Below are 25,505 nucleotides of genomic sequence, written 5' to 3'. Positions count from 1 at the left end.
TGCCTTAGCTCAGACGGCCATGGCACTGTTTATATTTTTTACCGGAACCGCAAGGGCAAGGGTCGTTACGGCCCACTTTGCGCTCACCGGTTTGCTCGGCGATAGCCGCCGCAGCGGCAGACTGATCGTCCTGATGGCTGAGCTGCTGCATCTGCGCCAGACGCTCCGCTTCCAGGCGACGCTGCTGCTCCATCTCTTCCACTTCTTCCGGCATGCGCACCTGAACCTTGCTGAGCGTGCTGATCACTTCATATTTCAGTGATTCCAGCATCGAGGCGAACATAGCGAAAGACTCACGCTTATACTCCTGCTTTGGATCTTTCTGCGCATAGCCGCGCAGATGAATACCCTGACGCAGGTAGTCCATCGCCGCCAGATGCTCTTTCCACAGGGAGTCTAGCGTCTGCAACATTACGCCTTTTTCGAAGTTGCGCATCATTTCTGCGCCTACGACTTCTTCCTTGCGCTTGTAAACGTCAATAGCGGTATCCAGAATGCGCTGGCGCAGCGTCTCTTCATGCAGATCCGGCTCTTTATCCAGCCAGTCCGCAATCGGCAATTCAAGATCGAAATCGTTTTTCAGGCGCTCCTGCAGGCCCGGGATATCCCACATCTCTTCCAGAGACTGCGGCGGAATATGCGCGTCGATTGTGGTTTTGAAGACATCTTCGCGGATGCTGTTAACGGTGTCGCTAATATCCGCCACGTCCAGCAATTCGTTACGCTGCGTATAGATAGCGCGACGCTGATCGTTGGCCACATCATCATATTCCAGCAGTTGCTTACGGATATCGAAGTTGCGGCTCTCGACCTTGCGCTGTGCGTTGGCGATAGCTTTGGTCACCCATGGATGCTCGATAGCCTCGCCCGGCTTCATGCCCAGTTTACGCATCATGTTAGAAACGCGATCGGATGCAAAAATACGCATCAGCGCATCTTCCATAGAGAGGTAGAAGCGAGAGGAACCGGCATCGCCCTGGCGACCGGAACGGCCGCGCAGCTGGTTATCGATACGGCGGGATTCATGACGCTCGGTACCAATGATATGCAGGCCACCGGCAGCCAGTACGTCATCATGGCGCTTCTGCCAGTCCGCTTTAATCTGGGCGATTTGCTCCGGCGTCGGATTTTCCAGTTCAGCAATTTCTGCCTGCCAGCTGCCACCCAGCATGATATCGGTACCACGGCCCGCCATGTTGGTAGCAATGGTCACCGTACCCGGATAACCAGCTTGCGCCACGATATCTGCTTCGCGCGCATGGAACTTGGCGTTCAGCACGTTGTGCTGGATACCCGCTTTGGTCAGCTCCTGCGATACCAGCTCTGATTTTTCAATCGAGATGGTACCAACCAGCACCGGCTGGCCTTTAGCGGTACGCTCCTTGATATCTTCGATAATCGCCGCGATTTTCTCCGCTTCGGTCATATAAACCAGGTCCGGCAGATCCTTACGGATCATCGGGCGGTTGGTTGGCACGACGACGGTATCCAGCTTGTAGATTGAACTGAATTCAAAGGCTTCGGTATCTGCTGTACCGGTCATCCCTGCCAGCTTCTCATAAAGACGGAAATAGTTCTGGAAGGTGATGGAGGCCAGCGTCTGGTTTTCATTCTGGATCTGCACGCCTTCTTTGGCTTCAACGGCCTGGTGCAGACCATCAGACCAGCGGCGACCTTGCATGGTACGCCCGGTGTGCTCGTCAACGATGATAACTTCGCCATCTTTAACGATATAATCCACATCGCGGGTAAAGAGCGCATGAGCGCGCAGCGCAGCGGTAACATGGTGCATCAGCATGATGTTGGCAGGAGAATAGAGCGACTCGCCCTCTTCCATGATGCCTTCGTTAACCAAAAGTTCTTCCACCAGCACCAGGCCGCGCTCGGTCAGGTTAACCTGCCGCGCTTTTTCATCAACAGAGAAATGGCCCTCGCCCTGGAACGTATCAGAGTCTTCTTTTTCCTGACGCACCAGATGAGGAATGATTTTATTAACTTTCTTGTAAAGCTCGGAGCTGTCTTCCGCCGGGCCGGAGATGATAAGCGGCGTACGCGCTTCGTCGATAAGGATGGAGTCCACCTCATCCACCAGCGCATAGTGCAGTTTACGCTGTACGCGTTCTTCAGGGCTGAAAGCCATGTTGTCGCGCAGGTAATCGAAGCCGTATTCGTTGTTGGTGCCGTAAGTAATATCAGCAGCGTATGCTTCACGCTTCGCCGGAGCAGGCATGCCCGGCAGGTTGATGCCGACGGTGAGACCAAGGAACTCAAAAAGCGGACGGTTGTTTTCGGCGTCACGCTGGGCGAGATAATCGTTGACGGTAACAACGTGCACGCCTTTGCCGGTCAGGGCGTTCAGGTAAGCAGGCAGCGTTGCGGTCAGGGTTTTACCTTCACCGGTACGCATCTCCGCGATGCAGCGGTCATTCAGCACCATACCGCCCAGCAGCTGTACGTCAAAGTGACGCATGCCGAAAACGCGCTTGCTGGCTTCACGGACTACGGCGAACGCTTCCGGCAACAGGTTCTCCAGCACCTCGCCTTTCTCAAGGCGTGCGCGGAATTCAGCGGTTTTCCCTTTCAGCTCATCATCGGAGAGCTTCTCCAGCTCAGGCTCCATACTGTTAATCAGGGTGACAGCTTTGCGCATGCGGCGCAAAGTACGGTCGTTACGACTGCCGAAAACTTTAGTTAATAATTTGATTAGCATAATAAAATCTCAAACGCCTTGCTTAGCGAAGTTAGTTAATCAGGGGGTAAACGTTTTAGCAAGGACGTTGTGGACCTGCGCGAATAGCCTGAACGCGACTTATCCAGTCCGTGACGCGAAAGACATTAACAGGTGGGTGAGGCAAAAAGGCATCAGGCTGCGCTTTGCCAGACGACAGATTCTCTTGCGTCAGTAAAACGCTGAGCGTATCAAGCAGCGCAAGATGTTGTACCTGAAGCGGCAGAGTCTCTTCTTTAGCGACCGAAGCAGCCTGCGGCGTCATGGCGAAAGAAAGGTGGCGAATAACCGTACGGATGGCGTGCTGGTGCCAGTAGTCAACGCTGAATGAAGGACGACGGTTAGCGTCCTGCAATAGTGCCAGACTGTCTAAGCGTATCGGATTAACGCGATTTAAATTACTCGTTGCCGCTTCCGCGGGCGCGCCGGGTTCAGCAGTACTGGCTAACGCGGGCAGGCCAAGGCTTGCCGCGACCATCCCCAAAAGGAGATGCGGCCAAAAGTAACGCCTGCCTAATTTTCGCCAACACGTAAAAATTCCAGACACTTTATTCACCGGGGACAAGGCGTGGCCCTGTCGAAGTTCATAGAAACGAGCGCATAAATAGTAACATTAATCCCGCACAGCGGCAGCAGTATCGCAAGCGAAGCGGTCTAAAAACGAGCAGGAAAAAGGCAATTAAATGCCCAGAGGCAGAAATGAAGGGGGAAAGCGAGAAAATTAATCGATAAAAACAGAAACGACTGGCAATTCAGGCCGGAGAGAGTACCTGAATCAACCAGTCGTTATCTTTAAACCGCCAGGATTATGCGAAAACCATAGAAGGCGCTTTGAATGCCAGCGGCAGTTCTGCTTCGTCTTCGAAGGTCACATATTCCCAGGCTTCTTGTTTAGCCAGGACTGCCTGCAGCAGTTTGTTATTCAGAGCATGGCCTGATTTGTAGGCGGTAAACGCGCCGATAATATTGTGGCCGCACATAAACAGGTCGCCGATGGCGTCCAGCATTTTATGGCGCACAAACTCATCTTCAAAACGCAGCCCGTCTTCATTCAGCACGCGGTAATCGTCGACGACGATCGCGCAATCGAAGCTGCCGCCCAGGCACAACCCACGAGACTGCAGATATTCGATATCGCGCATAAAGCCGAAAGTACGAGCGCGGCTGATCTGACGCATAAACGCTTCCGCAGAAAAATTCATGCTGTAACGCTGATTGCTCGCATCAATCGCTGGATGGTTGAAGTCAATGGTGAAATCCAGAGAGAAACCGTTAAACGGTTTGAACTCTGCCCATTTGTCGCCATCTTCGACGCGCACGGTCTCTTTAATGCGAACGAACTTTTTAGCGGCGTTCAGTTCATCAATGCCGGCATCCAGCAGCAGATAAACAAATGGCGCGGCGCTACCGTCCATAATCGGGATTTCCGGCGCATCGACTTCAACAATAATGTTGTCGATGCCAAGGCCCGCCAGCGCGGCGTTCAAATGCTCTACTGTCGAAATCCGTACGTCATGCTCATTCACCAGGCACGTACAGAGCATGGTATCACGCACAGATTTGGCATCGGCCGGGAAATCTACCGGGGGATTCAAGTCGGTGCGACGATAGATGACCCCGGTATTGGCCGGCGCAGGGCGTAGCGTCAGGGTGACTTTTTTGCCGGTATGCAAACCGACGCCAGTCGCCTGAACGATACGTTTAAGTGTCCTTTGTTTGATCATCGTATAATCTCGCCAAATTATTCACCTTACCGATAGTGTACATCACAACCGGCAGCGCATTTTAGCACAAAGAGCGGATAACCCCAACTTCCAGCTTATTCTTAGTCGGCTTGCTTACGCAAAAAGGCCGGAATATCCAGATAATCAGGCTCTTTCGCCGCCTGTGAAGTGGTGTCGTTTACCACTTTCGACGCCGGTTTCTGCTCTTGCGTCAGCGGCGCCATGCCATGCTGCTGATAGCGATCCATCACTGGCTGCTGCGCTTGTTTGTTTGTCACCAGAGTGATTTCCGGACGTTTATCCATACCGATACCGGTCGCCACGACAGTAACACGCAGCTCATCGTTCATATCCGGGTCAAGAGAAGTACCGATGACCACAGTAGCGTTATCAGAAGCGAAGGCGCGAATCGTGTTACCCACCGTTTCGAACTCATCCAGACGCAAATCAAAGCCAGCGGTAATGTTGACCAGCACGCCGCGGGCGCCGGAGAGATCGATATCTTCCAGCAGCGGGCTGGAGATAGCCATTTCAGCCGCTTCTTCCGCACGGTCTTCACCACGCGCCACGCCAGAGCCCATCATCGCGTAGCCCATTTCGGACATCACGGTGCGCACGTCTGCAAAGTCGACGTTCATCAGGCCCGGACGAGTGATCAGTTCGGCGATGCCCTGTACCGCGCCTTTCAGCACGTCATTCGCCGCGCCGAAAGCGTCCAACAGAGAGATACCGCGACCCAGCACCTTCAACAGCTTATCGTTAGGAATGGTGATAAGCGAGTCGACATGTTTGGAGAGCTCAGCGATGCCCTGTTCGGCAAACGCCATGCGCTTTTTGCCTTCAAAATTGAACGGCTTGGTAACAACCGCAACCGTCAGGATACCCAGATCTTTAGCAACTTCTGCGACGACCGGCGCCGCGCCTGTGCCTGTACCGCCGCCCATACCGGCTGCGATGAACACCATATCCGCCCCATCCAGCGCAGCGCGCAGCGCTTCGCGATCTTCTTCGGCAGCATTACGGCCCACTTCAGGGTTTGCGCCTGCGCCGAGACCTTTGGTGATGCCACCGCCGATCTGGATGGTCTGGCCTACAGCCGTTTTACGCAACGCCTGGGCATCGGTGTTCACAGCGAAGAATTCAACACCTTCGATGCGCTCGCGCACCATGTGTTCAACGGCATTACCACCGCCACCACCGACGCCGATGACTTTAATCACCGCGTCGTTGGTCAGTTCCATAGGTTCAAACATAATTTCTCTCCGTTTTGTGCCTGTCGCCTGAGACCGCTAATTTTGTCCGGTCTCTGAAAAAAATTAAAACTCTTTTCGCAGCCAACTGTTGATTCGCTTGATCCACGAACCCACCGAGGCGCGCTTTTCCACTTCCATCTCACCGCTCAGGTGGGTTTCTTTGCCGTAATGCAGCAAACCCACCGCCGTGGAGTAATAAGGCTCCTGGGCATAGTCGGTAAGACCTGTAATATTCAATGGTTGCCCAATGCGCACTTGCGTATGGAATACGCGCTGCGCGCAGGCAGCCAGGCCTTCAATTTGCGCCGCGCCACCCGTTAATACAATCCCCGCCGCCAAATGATGTTTCACACCCTGCTGGCGGAGCTGCTCCTGCAACTGCAGGATCTCTTCGTTAACGAGGTTAAGCAGCTCGGTATAACGCGGCTCAATCACTTCAGCCAGCGTCTGGCGTTGCAGGCTGCGCGGCGGTCGCCCGCCCACGCTTGGCACTTCAACGCTTTCATCTTTCCCCACCAGCGAACCTAACGCGCAGCCGTGACGAACTTTAATCGCTTCGGCGTCGCTCGGCGGGGTACCAAACGCATAGGCGATATCGCTAGTGACGACATTCCCTGCGTAAGGGATAACTTTCGTATGGCGCAACGCGCCGCCAGTGTAGACAGCCATGTCCATTGTACCGCCACCAATGTCCACTACACAGACGCCCAGCTCACGTTCGTCTTCTGTTAAGACGGAATAGCTGGCGGCAAGACCGGCAAAAATGAGTTGGTCAACTTTAAGACCACAACGTTCCACGGCTTTAACAATGTTTTTCGCCATATCGTTGTGACATGTGATCAAGTGCACTTTTGCCTGCATACGCACGCCGGATAACCCAACGGGGTTTTTAATCCCCTCCTGGTAATCAATAGCGTATTCCTGTGGAATCACATGCAATACGCGATGCTCATCACGAACGCGAACCGATTTTGCGGTATGGACGACGTTTTCAACATCTTCCTGTGTAACTTCTTCTTCAGAAATTGGCACCATACCGATTTCGTTCTGGCAACTGATGTGTTTGCCGGACAGCGCCAGGTATACCGACGAAATCTGGCAGTCCGCCATCAGTTCGGCCTGGTCGATGGCGCGCTGTACGCACTTCACCACCGATTCCAGGTCGTTAACGCCGCCTTTATCCATACCACGGGAAGGGCAGCTCCCTACGCCAATGATATTGACCATACCGTCGGGCAGAACTTCCCCTACTAAAGCGGCAACCTTTGCGGTACCGATCTCCAGTCCAACTACCAGTTTTCTGTCCGTCGCCTTGATCATTGTTGTTCTGCCTGTGCCTGATTCTGTTGCTGATTAGATTCCTCGATGGGGGCGGGCTCCCAGCCAACCGCCGCGCCGGAGTCATAACGCAGATCAACGTAACTTATCCGTTTCCCGTCGGCCTGCGCCTGCTGTTGTAAAACAGGGTAAAGTTCCACAAAGCGATCCAGCCGTTTCATCGTTTCGTCCCGGCCAAGGTTGAGCTTAATCCCGTTGGTCAGCGTCAACTGCCAGGAGCGCCGGGCGGTCATTGCCGCCTCTTTCAACGTAAAATTACTCTTAGCCAATACCTGCCCCATCGCGCGAAAACCTTGTAAAACCTCGCTCTCGCTCCCTTCAGGGCCCGAAAGCATCGGCAAGTTTTGCTTGCTGGTGCGGTCCGACGGCACGCTAAAAGCGTTTCCGTCGGCATCTATCATATGCTGGTCATTCCAACGCGCTAAAGGCACATATTCAACCAGATGAATCTTCAATTCGTCAGGCCATTGCTTTCTTACGCTTGCCTGTTTGATCCAGGGCAAGCGCTCAATCTGACTCTGGATGATATTAACGTCCTGCGTCATAAACGTGCCGGGCGCGCCAAGCGCCAGAATTGACTGACGAATATCATCATTACGGGTGTAATGCCGCTCGCCAGTCACTACCAGCTTCGAGAGCGGCAGTCGCTGCGCGTCATCCATCCAGCCAAGCACCATCCAGCCGCCGAAAAACACGGTCAACAATACTGCCAGCAGGAAAATGATTCCTGCAAGACGCGTTCCATTATTCCGACGAGAGGACGCAATCTCTTCCTGGCGTGTACGCGTGTTCAGAGCAGCCTGAGACATATCAGTTCGCCAGCTCCAGAATACGCACCACCAGTTGCGAGAAGCTCATCCCTGCCTGACGCGCCGCCATCGGCACCAGGCTATGGCTCGTCATTCCAGGGGCGGTATTTACCTCCAGCAAATAAAACGCGCCGTCGCTGTCCAGCATGACGTCTACTCGCCCCCACCCTTCGCAGCCGAGGCTGTTCCAGGCTTGCATCACCAGCGCCTGTAACGCCGCCTCACGCTCTGCTTCAAGACCGCTTGGGCAAAAATATTGTGTCTCGTCAGAGAGATACTTCGCCTCATAATCATAGAAGACGCCTGCGGGTTGGATGCGGATCGAAGGAAGAATTGTTTCTCCCACGATAGCCACGGTAAATTCCGGGCCGCTCAACCACTTCTCGACTAACACCTCATCGTCATGCTCAAAGGCAAGCTGCAGCGCGTCTGACAGCGCCTGCGGCTTATCCACCTTCGACATGCCCACGCTTGACCCCTCACGGCTCGGCTTAACAATAACCGGCAACCCCAGCGCGGCAATGCGTGCCTCGGTCTGCGCGTCCAGTCCCTGGCTTACTTGCTGGCGGGTTAACGCCACCCACGGCGCCACGGGCAGTCCGGCGCCTTGCCAGAGCAATTTGGTGCGCATTTTGTCCATTGTAATGGCCGAAGCCATTACGCCGCTGCCGGTATAAGGCAAGCCAAGAAACTCCAGCGTTCCCTGCAACGTACCGTCTTCGCCGCCGCGGCCATGCAGCGCGATAAACACTTTATCGAAGCCCTGAACCTTAAGCGTGGTGACAGGAACCTCACGCGTGTCCACCGGATGCGCGTTGACGCCCGCTTCACGCAGGCCAGCCAGCACCGCAGCACCGGACTGTAAAGAGACTTCACGCTCAGCGGATGTTCCGCCCAACAGAACGGCGATTTTCTCAGCCATGTTGCGTCTCCTCTTGCGTACAGGGTTGCAGCTTCGCTTCCGCCAGCTGACGGGCGATTTTCCCGATATTGCCTGCCCCTTGCACCAGAATCAAATCATTGCCCGACAGTACCGGCGCCAGCATTTCCGTTACCTGAGTCGGGTCGGAGACCAGAATCGGATCGACTTTGCCGCGAGCGCGAATGGTGCGGCACAGAGAACGGCTGTCCGCGCCGGGAATAGGCGCTTCACCTGCCGGATAAACGTCCAGCATCAGCAGCACGTCAACCTGCGCCAGCACATTGGCGAAATCGTCATAGAGATCGCGCGTGCGGGTAAAACGGTGCGGCTGGAAAATCATGACCAGGTTTTTCTCCGGCCAGCCAGCGCGCGCCGCTTTGATAGTCGCTTCCACTTCAGTCGGATGATGACCGTAGTCATCCACCAGCATGGCGGTGCCTGCTTTGCCGTTCACCGCTTCCAGCGGATATTCGCCAAGGAAATCGAAGCGACGCCCGGTGCCCTGGAAACTTTCCAGCGCACGCAGAATAGCGTCATCTTCAATACCCTCTTCCGTCGCCACTGCGACTGCCGCCGCCGCGTTCAGCGCGTTATGGCGGCCCGGCGCGTTAAGCGTCACGCGCAGTTCCGGTTTATCCTGGCGCACCAGCGTAAAGTGCCCCTGCGCGCCAGTCTGGCGGTACTCTTCAATGCGCACGTCAGCATCGTCGCTGAAACCGTAGGTCGTCGTCTGACGTCCAACGCGAGGCAGCAATTCACGGATAACCGGGTCATCCACGCACATAACCGCACGTCCATAAAACGGCAGATTGTGCAAAAAGTTGATAAAGGTTTGCTTTAAATTTTCGAAGTCGCCCTGGTAGGTATCCATGTGATCGGCTTCGATGTTGGTAACAATCGCCACCATTGGCTGCAAATGCAGGAAGGAAGCATCGCTTTCATCCGCTTCGGCAATCAGATAACGACTGTTGCCGAGACGGGCATGCGTACCCGCCGCTTTCACCAGACCGCCGTTAACAAAGGTCGGGTCCAGGCCCGCCTCAGCGTAAATGCTGGACACCATCGCCGTGGTCGTGGTTTTGCCATGCGTACCCGCAACGGCGATGCCGTGACGAAAACGCATTAATTCCGCCAGCATTTCCGCACGACGAATAACCGGGATGCGCGCTTCATGAGCGGCGACGATTTCCGGGTTATCCGCTGTAATCGCGCTGGAAACCACCACCACGCTTGCGTCGCGTACGTTTTCAGGGCGATGGTTGAAATAAATTGTCGCGCCAAGCGACGTCAACTGCTGCGTGACAGCGTTCGGCGCCAGGTCGGAACCGCTGATCTGGTAGCCTTCGTTGGCCAGCACTTCGGCAATGCCGCCCATACCGGCGCCGCCGATACCAACAAAGTGAATGTGCCGGACGCGACGCATCTCGGGCACGATAGAACGCAGTTTCGCCAGTTGTTGTGTATTCATTCTCTTAAAGCCTTCGGCATCAACGCCATCAACATCTCAAATCACGCGGAGCAACACGCATCCGCAATAGTTACGCCAGCGCGGCAGCGCGGACCTCGTTCGCCACCCGCTCGGTAGCGTCTGGAATGGCGGCGGCGCGAGCTCGCTCAGCCATAGACAGCAGCGTGGCTCTGTCCCACTGCGCCAGCGTTTCAGCCACCGCCTCAACGGTGAACTGCGGTTGTTCAAGAATTTTCGCCGCGCCCGCTTTTTCAAGCGGCAGCGCATTCCAGTACTGCTGCCTGTCTTTGTGCTGGAAAGGCACAAACAGCGCCGGCAGGCCTGCTGCGGCAATTTCACTGACGGTCAGCGCGCCGGAACGACACACGACCACGTCAGCCCAGGCGTAGGCCGCAGCCATATCATCAATAAATTCGGTGACCTTATGCTGCGGTTCGCCCGCAGCGGCATAGGCCTGTTGCACATCTGACTGCGCGCCTTTGCCGCTCTGGTGCCAGATAGTGACTTTATCGCCCAGACGCCCCGCCACGTGCGGCATCGTCTGGTTTAAAACGCGCGCGCCCTGCGAGCCGCCAACGACCAATACGCGCACCGGGCCTTCACGCCCCGCTAAACGCGTCTGCGGCAACGGAAGCGCCAGCACATCAGTGCGCACCGGGTTGCCTACCACGTCTGCGTCAGGAAAAGCGCCGGGAAAAGCCTGCATAACTTTGCGGGCGATTTTCGCCAGCCATTTATTCGTCAAGCCTGCAATGCCGTTTTGCTCATGCAGCACCACCGGCACGCCGAGCGACCAGGCCGCCAGCCCACCGGGGCCGGAAACATAGCCGCCCATGCCCAGCACGACATCCGGCTTAAAGCGCTTCATGATGGCCCGCGCCTGACGCCAGGCGTTGAAAATACGCAGCGGCGCCAGCGCCAACGCTTTTATGCCTTTGCCCCGTAAGCCTGAGATGCGAATAAAATCGATCTCAATCCCGTGCTTCGGAACCAGGTCCGCCTCCATGCGATCCGCGGTACCCAGCCAGCGCACCTGCCAGCCCTGGGCCATTAAATGGTGCGCCACGGCAAGGCCCGGAAAGACGTGTCCGCCCGTTCCGCCCGCCATCACCATTAACCGCTTCGGTTGACCAGTCATTCTTAACCTCTTGTAAACGCCTGCGCTTTCTCCAGGCGCGTTTCATAGTCAATTCGCAACAGCAGCATGATAGCCGTCGACATAATCAGTAAGCTCGAGCCGCCGTAGCTGATAAGCGGCAGCGTCAGACCTTTGGTCGGCAGCATGCCGGCGGCCGCCCCTACGTTCACCAGCGCCTGGAAGCTAAACCAGATACCGATGGAACAGGCCAGGAAACCGGAAAAGCGCTGGTCTATCTCCAGCGCGCGACGCCCTATCGACATAGCACGAAAAGCCACGAAGAATACCATTAAAAGCGCCAGCACCACACCGATATAACCCAGCTCTTCAGCAATGATGGAGAAGATGAAGTCGGTATGCGCTTCCGGCAGGTACTCCAGTTTCTGCACCGAGTTGCCAAGTCCTTGACCCCAAAGCTCGCCGCGGCCAAAGGCCATCAGCGACTGGGTCAACTGGTAGCCGCTGCCGAAAGGATCTTCCCACGGGTTCCAGAAAGAGGTGACGCGGCGAATACGGTAAGGTTCGGCCAGGATCAGCAGCACCACGGCCGAAATGCCCATGCCGATAATGGCGATGAACTGCCAGAGCTTGGCGCCTGCCAGGAACAGCATCGCAAGTGTCGTAACAAACAGCACCACTACCGTACCAAGGTCCGGCTGCGCCAGCAGCAGCACCGCCATCACCAGAATCACGCCCATCGGCTTTAAAAAGCCCCGCAGGTTGTTTCGCACTTCATCCACCTTGCGCACCAGATAGTTGGAGAGGAAGCAAAACAGCGAAAGCTTGGAGAACTCCGCAGGCTGAATACGCAGCGGGCCAAGGGCAATCCAGCGTGAGGCCCCGTTAACCGAGCTGCCAACCACCAGCACGATAAGCAACATAATGATGGATGCGATAAGCATGGCGGCGCTGTGCCGTTGCCAGAAGGCCATCGGCAAACGCAGCGTGATCATCGCCAGGCAAAACGCCAGCACGATATACAGCGCATCGCGCTTGGCAAACAGAAAGGGGTCGTTCGCCAGCCGCTGCCCTACGGGCATTGAGGCTGACGTCACCATGATGAAGCCAATGGCGGCCAGGCCGAGGGTCAGCCACAGCAGGGTGCGGTCGTACAGCACGATGCTGTTGGCATCTTTTTCCCGCGATCCCATCACCCAGCCTTTCACCGCCATAAACAGCCATACCAGGATAGCGGATCCCGGTACGCGCGGCAGACGAAGGCGTGGAAGAGACAAGCGCATCAGCCTAACTCCTTCGCCAGTCGGGTAAAGATGTCGCCACGCTGCTCGAAGTTTTTAAACTGATCGAGACTGGCGCAGGCGGGAGAGAGCAGCACCATATCGCCTGGCTGCACCACAGCGGCTATCTGACGCATCGCTTGCTCCATCGTCTCGCTCTGTTGAGCGACGTCAGGGCGCAGCGCCGCCAGTTCCGCCCCGTCGCGGCCAAAACACCACAGGCGGATACGATCGCCCTGCAGATAACGACGCAGCGGGGAGAAATCCGCGGATTTACCATCGCCGCCCAGCAGCAGATGCAGCGTGCCGTCTACATTCAGCCCGTTTAAGGCCGCCTCGGTGCTGCCGACGTTGGTGGCTTTAGAATCATTGATCCAGCGAACCTTATTATGCTCAAAGGCCAACTGGAAGCGGTGAGGCAAACCGGTAAAGGTAGTCAGCGCCTTAAGACTGCTGGCCCGCGGCAGGCCTGCGGCATCCGCCAGCGCCAGCGCCGCCAGGGCATTGGTGAAATTATGCTGGCCAACAAGCTTCATCTCTTTCACGTTAAGCACTTTTTCACCGTTAGCCCGCAGCCAGGTCTCGCCCTGCTGACGGTTAAGGTGATAGTCGCCCACATCAATGCCGAAACTGATGCAACGCTCATCCGCGCCACGCACCGGCATAGTCAACGCATCGTCGGCGTTAACGACGCAGACCTTCGCGTTCTCGTAGATACGCAGTTTTGCCGCACGATACTGTTGCAGGCCAAACGGGTAGCGATCCATATGATCTTCCGTCACGTTAAGGATCGTGGCGGCCGCAGCCTTCAGGCTGGAAGTGGTTTCAAGCTGGAAGCTGGAAAGCTCGAGCACGTAGAGTTCCCGCTCTTCATCCAGCAGCATCAGGGCAGGCAGACCGATGTTGCCGCCGACGCCCACATTCACGCCAGCCGCTTTCGCCATCTCGCCTACCAGCGTGGTAACGGTGCTTTTACCATTTGAACCGGTAATAGCAACGATGGGCGCCTGCGCTTCACGGCAAAAGAGTTCGATGTCGCCAACAATTTCTACCCCTGCATCCGCCGCCGCGCTCAGCGCCGGATGCGCCAGCGCGATGCCAGGGCTGGCGACGATGAGATCGGCGTCCAGCAGCCAGCTTTCATTTAAATCGCCAAGATGTCGTTCTACCGCTTCCGGCAGCTTATCGAGGCCTGGCGGAGAGAGACGAGTATCCACTACGCGCGGCGTAACGCCGCGCGCCAGGAAAAAGTCCACGCAGGAAAGCCCGGTTAGCCCAAGGCCAATGATGACGACTTTTTTACCCTGATACTCTGCCATGATTAACGTACCTTAAGCGTTGCCAGGCCAATCAGCACCAGCATCAGCGAAATTATCCAGAAGCGCACGATAACGCGCGGCTCCGGCCAGCCTTTCAGTTCATAGTGATGATGGATAGGCGCCATGCGGAAAATACGCTGGCCGCGCAGCTTAAAGGAGCCTACCTGAAGGATCACCGACAGGGTCTCTACAACAAACACGCCGCCCATAATCACCAATAAAAACTCCTGACGCAGCAGCACGGCGATAACGCCGAGCGCGCCGCCAAGCGCAAGCGACCCGACATCGCCCATAAAGACTTGCGCCGGGTAGGTGTTGAACCATAAAAAGCCCAGCCCCGCGCCGACAATAGCAGTACAGACAATTACCAGCTCGCCCGCGTGACGCAGATAAGGAATATGGAGATAGCTAGCGAAGTTCATGTTGCCGGTCGCCCAGGCCACCAGCGCGAAGCCGCCCGCCACCAGCACGGTCGGCATAATCGCCAGCCCGTCGAGGCCATCCGTCAGGTTAACGGCATTACCGGTACCGACAATCACGAAATAGGCCAGCAGGACGTAGAAAATGCCTAGCTGCGGCATAACATCTTTAAAGAACGGCACGACCAGTTCCGTCGCAGGCGTATCCTTACCGGTGATGTAGAGCGCAAAAGCCACCGTCAGCGCAATAACCGACATCCAGAAATATTTCCAGCGCGCAATCAGCCCCTTAGTGTCTTTGCGCACCACTTTGCGGTAATCATCCACGAATCCTACCGCGCCGTAACCTACCAGAACGAAGAGCACGCACCAGACATACGGATTGGAGGGGTAAGCCCAGAGCAGCACCGAAACCACAATGGAAGTCAGGATCATGATGCCGCCCATGGTCGGCGTGCCGCGCTTGCTGAAGTGCGATTCCGGGCCGTCGTTGCGGACAACCTGACCGAAAGAGAGCTGTTGCAGGCGCGCAATGAGGCGCGGCCCCATCCATAAAGAGATGAAGAGCGCGGTCAGCAGGCTGACGATGGCGCGAAACGTCAGATAAGAAAAGACGTTAAAGCCCGAATAATATTTGACCAAATGCTCGGCCAGCCAAACTAACATGTCCCCTTCTCCTGTAATGCGCGTACCACCTCTTCCATGGCGGCACTACGTGAACCTTTCACTAAAATGGTGATGATGGAATGCTCTGCTATCAGCGCCTGCAGACGCGCGACTAAGGCCGCTTTATCGCTAAAATGCTCGCCCACGCCGCTTGCTTCGCCGAGCGTCTGGCTAAGATTACCCACGCTTAAAACGCGATCGATGCCCGCCGCTTTCGCCGCCTCGCCCACCTGTCGATGGCACTCCACGGCTTCCGCGCCCAGCTCGGCCATATCGCCTACCACCATGACCCGGTAGCCAGGCATGTCGGAAAGCACCTGAGCCGCCGCCGTCATGGAGCCGACGTTAGCGTTGTAGCTGTCGTCCAGCAGCAGTTGGTTTTCGCCAAGCGCGATGGGGAACAGGCGCCCCGGTACAGCTTTAAGCTTCGCGAGACCCGTTTTGATCGCTTCATGACTTGCGCCAACCGCCATCGCCAGCGCCGATGCCGCCAGCGCGTTCGCGATGTTGTGACGTCCCGGCAACGGGAGCACGACGTCGACATCGCCTGTCGGCGTGCGAAGCGTGAACTCAGTACCGTGGGAAGTCACATGAATATTGGTGGCGGTAAAATCGCTCTGCGCCGCGTTGGGCGAGAAGCGCCATACTTTACGATTGCCAATTACGCTCTGCCAGTTCAGCCAGTCGTTATTGTCCGCGTTGAGAATGGCGATACCGTCCTTCGGGAGGCCGGTAAAAATTTCCCCTTTCGCTTTCGCTACGCCGGCAAGCGAGCCAAACCCTTCCAGGTGCGCCGCTGCGAGGTTGTTCACCAGAGCCGCTTCAGGACGCGTCAGGCTGACGGTCCAGGCGATTTCGCCCTGATGGTTAGCGCCAAGCTCAATCACCGCAAACTCATGTTCTGGCGTAAGGCGCAACAGCGTCATCGGCACGCCGATGTCATTATTGAGGTTACCTGCCGTATAAAGCGTGTTACCGCATTCGCTAAGAATGGACGCGGTCATCTCTTTCACCGAGGTTTTGCCGGAAGAGCCGGTCAACGCCACGACGCGCGTCGGCACCTGCTGACGCACCCAGGCGCCCAGCGCGCCGAACGCCAGGCGGGTATCCTCAACAACCAGCTGCGGCAGCTCGCACTCGACCTTACGGCTGACCAGCAGCGCGCCCGCGCCGCCCGCTTTCGCCTGGTCGACAAAATCATGCGCGTCAAAACGTTCGCCTTTCAGCGCGACAAACAGACAGCCTGCGGTAACTTTGCGGGTATCGGTCGTCACCTCTGCGATATCGGTATCGCTGCCATGCAGCTCAGCGTTCAGGATGCTGGCAAGCTGATTTAAAGAAACGCGGATCATGCAACAACTCCCAGCAGGCGGGCTGCAGTAACGCGGTCGGAGTAATCGAGGCGACGGGTGCCGACAATCTGATAATCTTCATGGCCTTTGCCCGCTATCAGCACGACGTCGTTCTCTTTCGCTTGCATAATGGTGCTGGTTACCGCCTCAGCGCGGCCTTCCACCACGCGAGCACGGCCCGCGTCCATCATGCCGGCGAGAATATCAGCGATAATCGCCTTTGGCTCTTCAGTGCGCGGGTTATCGTCCGTAACCACGGCGATATCAGCATACTGTTCAGCGATAGCGCCCATCAGAGGACGTTTGCCCTTATCGCGATCGCCGCCGCAGCCAAAAACGCACCATAGGGTGCCCGCGCAGTGCAGTCGCGCAGCCTCAAGCGCTTTTTCGAGCGCATCCGGCGTATGGGCGTAATCGACAACCACGGTGGGTTTACCCGGCGCGCTAAAAACTTCCATACGTCCGCAGACGGGCTGAAGACGCGAAGCGGTGGCGAGCAATTCAGCCAGCGGGTAGCCCAGCGCCAGCAGCGTCGCCAGTGAAAGCAGCAGATTGCTGACGTTAAACGCGCCCATCAGACGACTTTCGATTTCGCCCTCTCCCCAGGAGGAGGCGAAGCGGATAGTGGCGCCGCTGTCGTGATAATCCACGCCGGTCGCTTTCAACCAGCGGCCATGGCAGTTCGGGGCAATATTCTCTTCCATCGACACCGCTACGGCATCCGGCAGCTTTGCCAGCCAGCGGCGACCCACTTCGTCATCGGCATTTACGATGGCCTGCCCATAGTGGTGCGAGGAGAAGAGCAGCCATTTGGCGGCTTCGTAGTGCGTCATGTCGCCGTGATAATCCAGATGGTCACGGCTTAAGTTGGTAAAGACCGAGGCGGCGAATTTCAGCGCCGCCACGCGATGCTGCACCAGACCGTGGGAAGAGACTTCCATGGCGGCGACTGTTGCGCCCTGCCCTGCGAGGCTCGCCAGCACTTGCTGTACATCTACTGCCGAGCCAGTGGTGTTTTCCGTCGGGCTAACTTTACCCAGCAGCCCGTTGCCTACTGTGCCCATCACGGCGCTGGAGTCGCCAAGCAGCGCGCTCCACTGCGCCAGCAGTTGAGTCGTGGTCGTTTTACCGTTGGTGCCGGTAACGCCAATCAGGCGAAGGCGTTCGGAAGGCTCTTCATAAAAGCGGCCCGCCAGCGCGGACAGGCGCTCAGTGAGCTGGCTTAAATAGATAACCGGTACGCCATGCATTTCGCGGATTTCACCGTCGGTTGCTTCGCCCTGCGCTTCAGCAACGATGGCAGCCACACCTTGCGCTATTGCCTGCGGGATATATCGACGCCCGTCCGCCTGATGACCGACCACCGCCACAAAGAGATCGCCCGATGCAGCCACACGGCTGTCAAGCGTCATCTCCCGCAGTGCCCGCTCCGGTGCACCAGGCACCCAGGGAGCGAGAAGGTCGCGCAAATTACGATCTGCCACCTGTTCCCTCTTCTCGATTAATTACAAATTCACTTTTCTCGCCCGTTGCCAGCGCGTCCGGCTCGATATTCATGGTGCGCAATACGCCGCCCATGATGGCGCCGAACACAGGCGCTGACACCGCGCCGCCGTAATATTTACCCGCCTGCGGGTCGTTGATAACCACCACCAGCGCGAAACGCGGATTGCTGGCTGGCGCAACGCCTGCGGTATAAGCGATGTATTTGTTGATGTAGCGCCCGTCCGGCCCTACTTTTTTCGCCGTACCGGTTTTAATGGCGATGCGGTAACCCTTGATAGCCGCCTTCACGCCGCCGCCGCCCGGCAGCGCCACGCTTTCCATCATATGTACGACGGTGCGGACGATAGATTCCGGGAAGACGCGCTCCCCTGGCACTGGCGGGTCAACTTTGGTTATCGACAGCGGACGGTAAATGCCGTAGCTGCCGATGGTTGCGTAGACTCGCGCTAACTGTAACGGCGTTACCATTAGCCCGTAGCCGAAAGAGAAGGTGGCCCTCTCTATGTCAGACCACCGTTGTTTTTGAGGATATAAGCCACTGCGTTCTCCGACCAACCCCAAATTGGTCGCTTTTCCCAGTCCAAAACGTGAGTAAGTATCTACTAACGCTGAGGACGGCATCGCTAACGCCAGCTTGGAAACGCCGACGTTACTCGACTTCTGCAATACCCCGGTCAGGGTTAATTCGCTGTAACGCGCCACGTCTTTGATTTCATGGCCGTTAATTCGGTAAGGAACGGTATTCAGTACGGTATTCTCACGCACCACGCCGCGCTGCAACGCCGTCATCACGACCATGGGTTTGACCGTGGAACCGGGTTCAAACACGTCGGTAATGGTGCGGTTACGCATGACATCTTTCGGAGTGCCGGAAATATTGTTTGGGTTGTACGAGGGGCTATTAGCCATCGCCAGCACTTCGCCGGTGTTGACGTCCACCAGCACAGCGCTGCCCGATTCCGCCTTGTTAAAGGCGACAGCATTGCTTAGTTCGCGGTAAACCAGCGCCTGAAGACGCTCATCAATACTGAGGGCAAGATTATGCGCGGCCTGGCTGTCGGTAGAAGAGATATCTTCAATGACCCGACCGTAGCGGTCTTTACGGACGATACGCTCGCCCGGTTGGCCGGTAAGCCACTTGTCGAAGCTTTTCTCCACGCCTTCAAGCCCCTGGCTATCGACGTTGGTAAAGCCGATGAGGTGAGCGGTTACTTCGCCTGACGGATAATAACGACGAGATTCCTGACGTAAGTGAATGCCAGGAAGCTTCAGTTTTTTAATGTATTCCCCGATATCCGGGTTGACCTGACGGGCAAGATAGATAAAGCGGCCTTTCGGGTTGGCGTTTACCCGCGCAGAGAGTTGGTCCAGCGGCAGTTTGAGCGCATCAGATAACGCCTTCCAGCGGTTATCGAGCGTGATGCCGCCAGCGTCATGCAGCTCTTTCGGGTCTGCCCAGATAGCGTTAACCGGCACGCTCACCGCGAGCGGCCTGCCTGAACGGTCCGTTATCATGCCGCGGGAGGTAGACACTTCCTGTACGCGCAGGGAACGCATGTCGCCCTGGCGCACCAGCATATCGGGATTGATAATCTGAAGCCACGCCACGCGCCCTAACAGGAATGCCAGCGCCAGCAAAATACAGCCGCAAAGCAACGCAAAACGCCAGCTTACAAAGCTGGCCTGATCTTCCTGGCGTTTCGGTTTAAGCGATTTTGCCGCTGCTTTCATTCGTCGCGTTAATCCTTATTTCTGTACCACAATATTTTCCTGCGAGGGATCGACGTGCTGCAGTTGCAGCTTCTCGGTCGCTATCCGCTCCACCCGGCTGTGATCGCCCAGGGCGTTTTCTTCAAGGATCAGGTTTCGCCATTCAATATCCAGCGCGTCGCGCTCTACCGCCAGCTGCTCGCGCTGCGCCGTTAAAAGGCGTGTGTGATGCGCGGTGGTGACCACCATCACGGCGGTGATAATAATGGCGACAAACAGGCAGAGTGGCAGTTTCCCGTGACGCAGCAGATCGCCGCCGATTACGCCAGGCAGGGCATGGCGCTCGGTACCGGAAAGCGAGCCGGTGACTCTGTTGAAGGTCTCTGTCACTCTGCTGATCATGCGCTGGTCCTTTCTGCAATACGCAGCACTGAACTACGGGCGCGTGGGTTTTCCGCCACTTCTTCTTCGCCCGGCATCAACTTACCTAGCGCACGTAACTCCCGCCCGCCCAGTTTGCGCAACTGTTCTTCCGTCATTGGGATCCCCGCCGGCACCTGCGGGCCACGGCTTTGCTCGCGCATAAAGCGCTTCACCAGACGGTCTTCAAGCGAGTGGAAACTGATAATAGAAAGGCGCCCGCCTGGAGCCAGCGCCGTCAAAGAACCTTTGAGCGCTTGCTCAATCTCTTCGAGTTCACTGTTCACCCAAATGCGCACCGCCTGGAAAGTACGGGTCGCTGGATGCTTAAACTTATCTTTTACCGGCGTAGCGGCAGCCACCACTTCAGCCAGCTCTTTGGTGCGGGTCATCGGCTGCTCGCGATTACGCTCGACGATTGCGCGCGCAATGCGCTTAGCGAAACGCTCTTCGCCGTAGGTTTTCAGCACCCAGGCGATATCCGCCTCGTCCGCCGTCAGCAACCACTCGGCGGCAGACTGGCCGCGGGTGGGATCCATACGCATATCCAGCGGGCCGTCGCGCATAAAGGAAAAACCGCGTTCTGGGTCGTCTAATTGCGGCGATGAAACGCCGAGATCGAGCAAAATGCCGTCTATCTTGCCAGTCAGATCGCGCTCCTGCACGTAGTCAGCCAGCGCGGAGAAAGGTCCATGTACAAAAGAAAAGCGAGGATCGTCAATGGTTTCCGCCACGGCAATAGCCTGCGGATCGCGATCGATCGCCAGTAGCCGCCCCTGGGGTCCGAGGCGGGAAAGAATAAGACGTGAGTGACCGCCGCGACCAAAAGTGCCATCAATATAGATGCCATCTGGACGAATATTCAGGCCATTGACGGCTTCATCAAGCAATACCGTCGTGTGTTTATAATTTTCCATCATCTTTATAAAGACAAATCCTGCAGTCGTTCTGACAACGTATCCGAAGACGACTGCTCAGCGTCGATGTCTTCCCTGACTCGTTGATACCAGGTCGTTTCGTCCCACAGCTCAAACTTATTGAACTGCCCAACCAGCATCACTTCTTTGGTCAACCCGGCATGTTGGCGCAATACGGGTGCCAGCAACAATCGGCCGGCGTTGTCCATCTGGCATTCGCTGGCATGCCCCAGTAGCAGGCGCTGAACGCGACGTTCCACGGGGTTCATGCTCGACAGACGAGACAACTTATGTTCGATAATTTCCCATTCGGGGAGTGTATAAAGCAGCAGACAGGGATGGTGGATATCAATAGTGCATACCATCTGGCCTGATGCGGCTTCGATTAATTTTTCCCGATAGCGGGTCGGGACGGATAAACGCCCTTTGCTGTCGAGATTAACTAACGTCGCGCCACGGAACATACCTGCCTCATCCGGTTATGCTCATTCCCACCACTTTATCCCACAAATTACCACCAACGCGAGTTTACGGAGCGGAGGAAAAGCTTGTCAAGCCAGCGCGCAGGCAGGCACAGACAAAACATCTCACCTCATTGCTTAAGCCGGAGCGGAGAAAAAACCAGGCAGGTAATTCCCTTGAAATTAAGGCTATGAATATTTGTAAAAAAATAACGGCTATTCGCAGCGTGATAAAATTGGCTTCATTCAAGCCCTGGGGCTAACTCCGTATGGAGTTTGCGACACGGGCGGCATTTTAAGGCAAAACTTCTTTTGGTAACAGCGAGAGTTAGCGTAGCGGCCCATGCTAGTAATCGCGGGCTTGTGACAAAAAGAGGCAAAGCGATGTCACGCTGATAAACGAAACGGCTGTAACAAAATAATACATAATAAGCAGGTGCTTATCATTGCACGCGCATTTTATAAAAAAGCAAATAGTCGGCGGCCTTCATTCGTAATCGCATTTTCCAGGGTGACTGGATAAATCCGAATAATAAAAAAAGGCGGTCTGGGCCGCCTTTCATCATTACCGACTTAAGCTGCCGCGCCGGTAAAGGTTACGCTTAATGCGCGTCAAGCCAGGTTTGGGTTTGCGCGGTTCATCCAGACTCGCCAGCACCAGCTCCAGTACGCGTTCCGCCACATCGCGATGACGCTGGGCGACCGCAAGGACGGGGCATTGCAGGAAATCCAGCAGCTCATTGTCACCGAAAGTCGCAATAGCCAGATTCTCAGGCAAACGCCCTTCTCTGCGCAGCGTTACATCCATAACGCCCTGCAGCAATGCGAAAGAGGTGGTGAACAACGCCTGCGGCATGGGGTGCTTCTCCAGCCATTTCTCAAACAGCTGGCCGGCCGCTTCGCGTTCATAGCTGTTAGCGTAAAGGAAGTGCACTTCGCGCGGGTCATCTTTCCATGCCTGGCGGAAACCCTGCTCGCGCAGAAAACTGACGGAAAGTTCCGGCAACGCGCCCAGGTAAAGTACGGTTTCAGCAGGAAACTTACGAAGCTCGCTGGCCAACATCTCGGCATCATCCTGATCGGCGCCGACGACGCTTGTAAAATGTTCGCGATCGAGGGCGCGATCCAGTGCGACGATGGGGAAGGAATCACGGGCCCAGCGCTGATAAAAAGGATGCTCTGGCGGTAAGGAAGTCGAAACGATAATGGCATCGACCTGCCGTTGCAGAAGATGCTCAATACAGCGCATTTCGTTGTCGGGTTGGTCTTCCGAACAGGCAATCAACAACTGATAACCCCGCTGGCGCGCCTGACGTTCAAGATAGTTGGCGATACGGGTATAACTGGTGTTTTCCAGATCCGGGATAACCAGACCGATAGAGCGGGTGCGTCCGGCCCGAAGCCCGGCGGCAACGGCGTTAGGGTGATAATTGTGCTCTCGTACCACCGCCATCACTTTTTCAACAGTTTTGTCACTGACCCGATACTGTTTAGCTTTTCCATTGATGACATAGCTCGCCGTGGTGCGCGACACGCCAGCCAGCCGCGCGATTTCATCCAGTTTCACGATTGCCCCTTAATAAAAATGTTACTCCATAACCTTTGCAGGGTTATAAGTTAAAATCCTTAACATCTAAGCGCAGAACAGTAACCTGGGCAACTGCTTTTATAGGCACATGCCTGAGCGGCTGCAAAAAAAAAGCCCGAGCGGATGCATCGGGCTAATAAAGAGGCAACTTTAGCGACTAGCGCATAATCTTTTCGCCGCGGGCAAGGCCCACCACGCCGGAACGCGCGACTTCAACAATTTTGGCTACATCGCGCAGCGTAGCGAGGAAAGCATCCAGCTTTTCGCTGGTGCCCGCCAACTGAACGGTATAGAGCGACGGGGTGACATCAATAATCTGGCCGCGGAAGATTTCAGTATTACGTTTTACCTCTTCCCGCCCATAACCGCTCGCCTGGATCTTAACCAGCATAATCTCGCGCTCAACGTGCGCGCCCTGCCCCAGTTCACTGACGCGAAGCACGTCAACTAACTTGTGCAACTGCTTTTCAATTTGCTCCAGCACCTTTTCATCGCCCACCGTCTGGATGGTCATACGTGAAAGGGTGGGATCATCGGTCGGTGCGACCGTCAGGCTTTCAATGTTGTAGCCGCGCTGGGAGAAAAGCCCAATGACCCGGGACAACGCGCCCGACTCGTTTTCCAGTAAGACAGATAATATCCGGCGCATAGTCAGGTTCTCTCCGTTTTGCTTAACCACATTTCATCCATACTGCCGCCGCGGACCTGCATAGGATAAACGTGCTCAGTGCCATCCACCGTCACATCCACAAAGACCAGGCGGTTATTGCGTACATGTTCCAGCGCTTCGCTAAGCTTGCTTTCAAGCTCCTCCGGTTTGGTGATGCCGATGCCCACGTGGCCATAAGCCTGCGCGAGACGAACAAAATCCGGCAGCGATTCCATATAAGACTGCGAGTGGCGGCCGGAATAGATCATATCCTGCCACTGCTTCACCATGCCGAGATAGCGGTTGTTCAGGTTGAGCACCAGTACCGGCAACTCATACTGTAGCGCGGTGGAGAGTTCCTGAATGTTCATCTGGATGCTGCCGTCGCCCGTAACGCAGACGACGGTTTCGTCCGGCAAGGCAAGCTTAACGCCCAGCGCCGCAGGCAAGCCAAACCCCATGGTGCCGAGGCCGCCGGAATTAATCCAACGACGCGGCTTATCAAAGGTGTAGTGCAGCGCGGCGAACATCTGGTGCTGACCTACATCGGAAGTGACGTAGGCGTCGCCATGGGTTAAACGGTGCAGCGTCTCAATCACCGCCTGCGGCTTAATGCTGCCGCTGTCGCGGTCATAGTTCAGACACTGACGCGCGCGCCATTGTTCTATCTGCTGCCACCAGTCGCGGATGTCATCGAGCGGCTGCTGAGCCTCTTCTTGCTCCAGCAGTTCCAACATTTGCTGCAGCACCTGACGAGCATCACCCACGATAGGGATATCTGCCGACACGGTTTTGGAAATGGAAGTCGGGTCGATATCAATGTGCAGTACCGTCGCATTCGGACAATATTTTGCAAGATTATTGGTAGTGCGATCGTCAAAACGCACGCCCACTGCAAAAATCACGTCTGAATGATGCATCGTCATATTGGCTTCATAGGTACCGTGCATGCCTAACATGCCAAGCGCCTGGCGATGCGATCCCGGAAAAGCGCCAAGCCCCATTAAAGAAGAAGCAACGGGAATATTCAGCTTTTCCGCTACGGCGCGCAGTTCCGTTTCGCAAGCGGCATTAATCGCCCCGCCGCCTACATACATAACCGGCTTTTTCGCCGCAACCAGCGTTTGCAGGGCGCGCTTGATCTGTCCCTTATGCCCCTGCGTAGTGGGATTATAAGAACGCATGCTGACGGATTCAGGCCAAACGTAGGGCAACTTTTTCGCCGGATTGAGAATATCCTTCGGCAGATCCACCACTACAGGACCGGGACGACCGCTTGCAGCGAGCCAGAACGCTTTTTTCAGTACGGTTGGAATATCTTCCGTTTGCTTAACCAGAAAGCTGTGTTTTACCACCGGGCGGGAGATCCCCACCATGTCACATTCCTGAAAAGCATCATAACCAATAAGAGAAGTCGCCACCTGGCCGGATAGCACCACCAGCGGAATGGAGTCCATATAAGCCGTCGCGATACCGGTAATCGCATTAGTGGCGCCAGGACCGGATGTCACCAGCACAACGCCCACTTCGCCTGTTGCACGGGCAAGCCCATCGGCCATATGCACCGCCGCTTGTTCATGACGCACCAGCACATGATCGATACCGCCGACGGTATGAAGCGCGTCATAAATATCCAGCACCGCCCCTCCGGGATAACCGAATATCTGTTTTACGCCCTGATCGATAAGCGATCGGACGACCATCTCGGCTCCTGATAACATCTCCATGGTTTGCCTCCAGGCTTGTGTTTATAGGCTGACGGCAGAAATCATTTCCACCCTGTCATTGTCACAGGTAAGCGTGCCCTGTCATTTTTATCATTTGAGTAATGGCCCTAACATAACCGTTGAAAATGAGGCAATCAAATGGCGAACGCAGGT

21 protein-coding genes are annotated in these 25,505 nt (G+C 56.0%); all 21 read right to left on the bottom strand.

The features are described from left to right. Positions 1-4: 4 nt before the first annotated feature. Positions 5-2,710 carry a preprotein translocase subunit SecA gene (secA, locus tag MT962_RS13940; protein ID WP_024560673.1) on the bottom strand — a complete coding sequence of 902 codons (2,706 nt, stop codon included), beginning with the start codon at positions 2,708-2,710 and terminating at the stop codon, positions 5-7. A gap of 55 nt (positions 2,711-2,765) precedes the next feature. After that, a complete protein-coding gene (gene secM / locus MT962_RS13935) occupies positions 2,766-3,275 on the bottom strand; it encodes a secA translation cis-regulator SecM (protein WP_024558266.1) in 510 nt (169 codons plus the stop codon). 259 nt (positions 3,276-3,534) lie between these two features. Beyond that, on the bottom strand, positions 3,535-4,452 hold the full coding sequence (lpxC, locus tag MT962_RS13930; RefSeq protein WP_024558265.1) for a UDP-3-O-acyl-N-acetylglucosamine deacetylase: 918 nt from the start codon (positions 4,450-4,452) through the stop codon (positions 3,535-3,537). Positions 4,453-4,553: 101 nt separating this feature from the next. After that, the gene (gene ftsZ / locus MT962_RS13925) at positions 4,554-5,705 is read right to left on the bottom strand and encodes a cell division protein FtsZ (protein ID WP_024558264.1); all 1,152 of its coding nucleotides are present in this window, start codon (positions 5,703-5,705) and stop codon (positions 4,554-4,556) included. A gap of 63 nt (positions 5,706-5,768) precedes the next feature. After that, the gene (gene ftsA, locus MT962_RS13920; RefSeq protein ID WP_024558263.1) at positions 5,769-7,025 is read right to left on the bottom strand and encodes a cell division protein FtsA; all 1,257 of its coding nucleotides are present in this window, start codon (positions 7,023-7,025) and stop codon (positions 5,769-5,771) included. After that, positions 7,022-7,852 (bottom strand): cell division protein FtsQ, encoded by an 831-nt coding sequence (gene ftsQ, locus MT962_RS13915; protein ID WP_024558262.1) that lies wholly within the window; start codon positions 7,850-7,852, stop codon positions 7,022-7,024. The genes ftsA and ftsQ overlap by 4 nt, the downstream gene beginning before the upstream one ends. Position 7,853: 1 nt before the next feature. Then, complete coding sequence (locus tag MT962_RS13910; protein ID WP_024560674.1) at positions 7,854-8,774, bottom strand: D-alanine--D-alanine ligase; 921 nt, start codon at positions 8,772-8,774, stop codon at positions 7,854-7,856. Then, positions 8,767-10,242 carry a UDP-N-acetylmuramate--L-alanine ligase gene (murC, locus tag MT962_RS13905; protein ID WP_247365882.1) on the bottom strand — a complete coding sequence of 492 codons (1,476 nt, stop codon included), beginning with the start codon at positions 10,240-10,242 and terminating at the stop codon, positions 8,767-8,769. The genes MT962_RS13910 and murC overlap by 8 nt, the downstream gene beginning before the upstream one ends. 70 nt (positions 10,243-10,312) lie before the next feature. After that, a complete protein-coding gene (gene murG / locus MT962_RS13900) occupies positions 10,313-11,380 on the bottom strand; it encodes an undecaprenyldiphospho-muramoylpentapeptide beta-N-acetylglucosaminyltransferase (protein ID WP_188724025.1) in 1,068 nt (355 codons plus the stop codon). A gap of 2 nt (positions 11,381-11,382) precedes the next feature. Then, positions 11,383-12,621 (bottom strand): cell division protein FtsW, encoded by a 1,239-nt coding sequence (gene ftsW / locus MT962_RS13895; protein ID WP_024558258.1) that lies wholly within the window; start codon positions 12,619-12,621, stop codon positions 11,383-11,385. Continuing rightward, entirely contained in the window at positions 12,621-13,937 is a 1,317-nt protein-coding gene (gene murD / locus MT962_RS13890; protein ID WP_024560677.1) for a UDP-N-acetylmuramoyl-L-alanine--D-glutamate ligase, read from the bottom strand. Before murD ends, ftsW begins: the two co-directional genes overlap by 1 nt. A 2-nt stretch (positions 13,938-13,939) precedes the next feature. Next, positions 13,940-15,022, bottom strand: coding sequence for a phospho-N-acetylmuramoyl-pentapeptide-transferase (gene mraY / locus MT962_RS13885; RefSeq protein ID WP_024558256.1), 1,083 nt, complete (start codon positions 15,020-15,022; stop codon positions 13,940-13,942). After that, the gene (murF, locus tag MT962_RS13880; protein WP_024560678.1) at positions 15,016-16,374 is read right to left on the bottom strand and encodes a UDP-N-acetylmuramoyl-tripeptide--D-alanyl-D-alanine ligase; all 1,359 of its coding nucleotides are present in this window, start codon (positions 16,372-16,374) and stop codon (positions 15,016-15,018) included. The genes mraY and murF overlap by 7 nt, the downstream gene beginning before the upstream one ends. Next, positions 16,371-17,858, bottom strand: coding sequence for a UDP-N-acetylmuramoyl-L-alanyl-D-glutamate--2,6-diaminopimelate ligase (murE, locus tag MT962_RS13875; RefSeq protein ID WP_034882084.1), 1,488 nt, complete (start codon positions 17,856-17,858; stop codon positions 16,371-16,373). Before murE ends, murF begins: the two co-directional genes overlap by 4 nt. Further along, the gene (locus MT962_RS13870; RefSeq protein ID WP_024558253.1) at positions 17,845-19,611 is read right to left on the bottom strand and encodes a peptidoglycan glycosyltransferase FtsI; all 1,767 of its coding nucleotides are present in this window, start codon (positions 19,609-19,611) and stop codon (positions 17,845-17,847) included. The genes murE and MT962_RS13870 overlap by 14 nt, the downstream gene beginning before the upstream one ends. Before the next feature lie 15 nt (positions 19,612-19,626). Beyond that, positions 19,627-19,992, bottom strand: coding sequence for a cell division protein FtsL (ftsL, locus tag MT962_RS13865; RefSeq protein ID WP_024558252.1), 366 nt, complete (start codon positions 19,990-19,992; stop codon positions 19,627-19,629). Further along, positions 19,989-20,930 (bottom strand): 16S rRNA (cytosine(1402)-N(4))-methyltransferase RsmH, encoded by a 942-nt coding sequence (gene rsmH, locus MT962_RS13860; protein ID WP_024558251.1) that lies wholly within the window; start codon positions 20,928-20,930, stop codon positions 19,989-19,991. Before rsmH ends, ftsL begins: the two co-directional genes overlap by 4 nt. Before the next feature lie 2 nt (positions 20,931-20,932). Continuing rightward, positions 20,933-21,391, bottom strand: a complete 459-nt coding sequence (gene mraZ, locus MT962_RS13855) for a division/cell wall cluster transcriptional repressor MraZ (protein WP_024558250.1) — start codon at positions 21,389-21,391, stop codon at positions 20,933-20,935. A 562-nt stretch (positions 21,392-21,953) separates the two neighbouring features. Then, positions 21,954-22,955 (bottom strand): catabolite repressor/activator, encoded by a 1,002-nt coding sequence (gene cra, locus MT962_RS13850; protein WP_024558249.1) that lies wholly within the window; start codon positions 22,953-22,955, stop codon positions 21,954-21,956. 178 nt (positions 22,956-23,133) lie between these two features. Continuing rightward, positions 23,134-23,625: an acetolactate synthase small subunit gene (gene ilvN / locus MT962_RS13845; RefSeq protein ID WP_024558248.1), complete on the bottom strand. Its 492-nt coding sequence runs from the start codon at positions 23,623-23,625 to the stop codon at positions 23,134-23,136. Between the two features lie 2 nt (positions 23,626-23,627). Beyond that, a complete protein-coding gene (ilvI, locus tag MT962_RS13840; RefSeq protein ID WP_024558247.1) occupies positions 23,628-25,352 on the bottom strand; it encodes an acetolactate synthase 3 large subunit in 1,725 nt (574 codons plus the stop codon). Positions 25,353-25,505: the final 153 nt, after the last annotated feature.

It is taken from the genome of Franconibacter sp. IITDAS19, from assembly GCF_023079515.1.
Classification (GTDB): Bacteria; Pseudomonadota; Gammaproteobacteria; order Enterobacterales; family Enterobacteriaceae; genus Franconibacter; species Franconibacter pulveris.
Note: the sequence above shows the minus strand (reverse complement) of the source record. Positions and strands in the feature narration are given on the sequence as shown.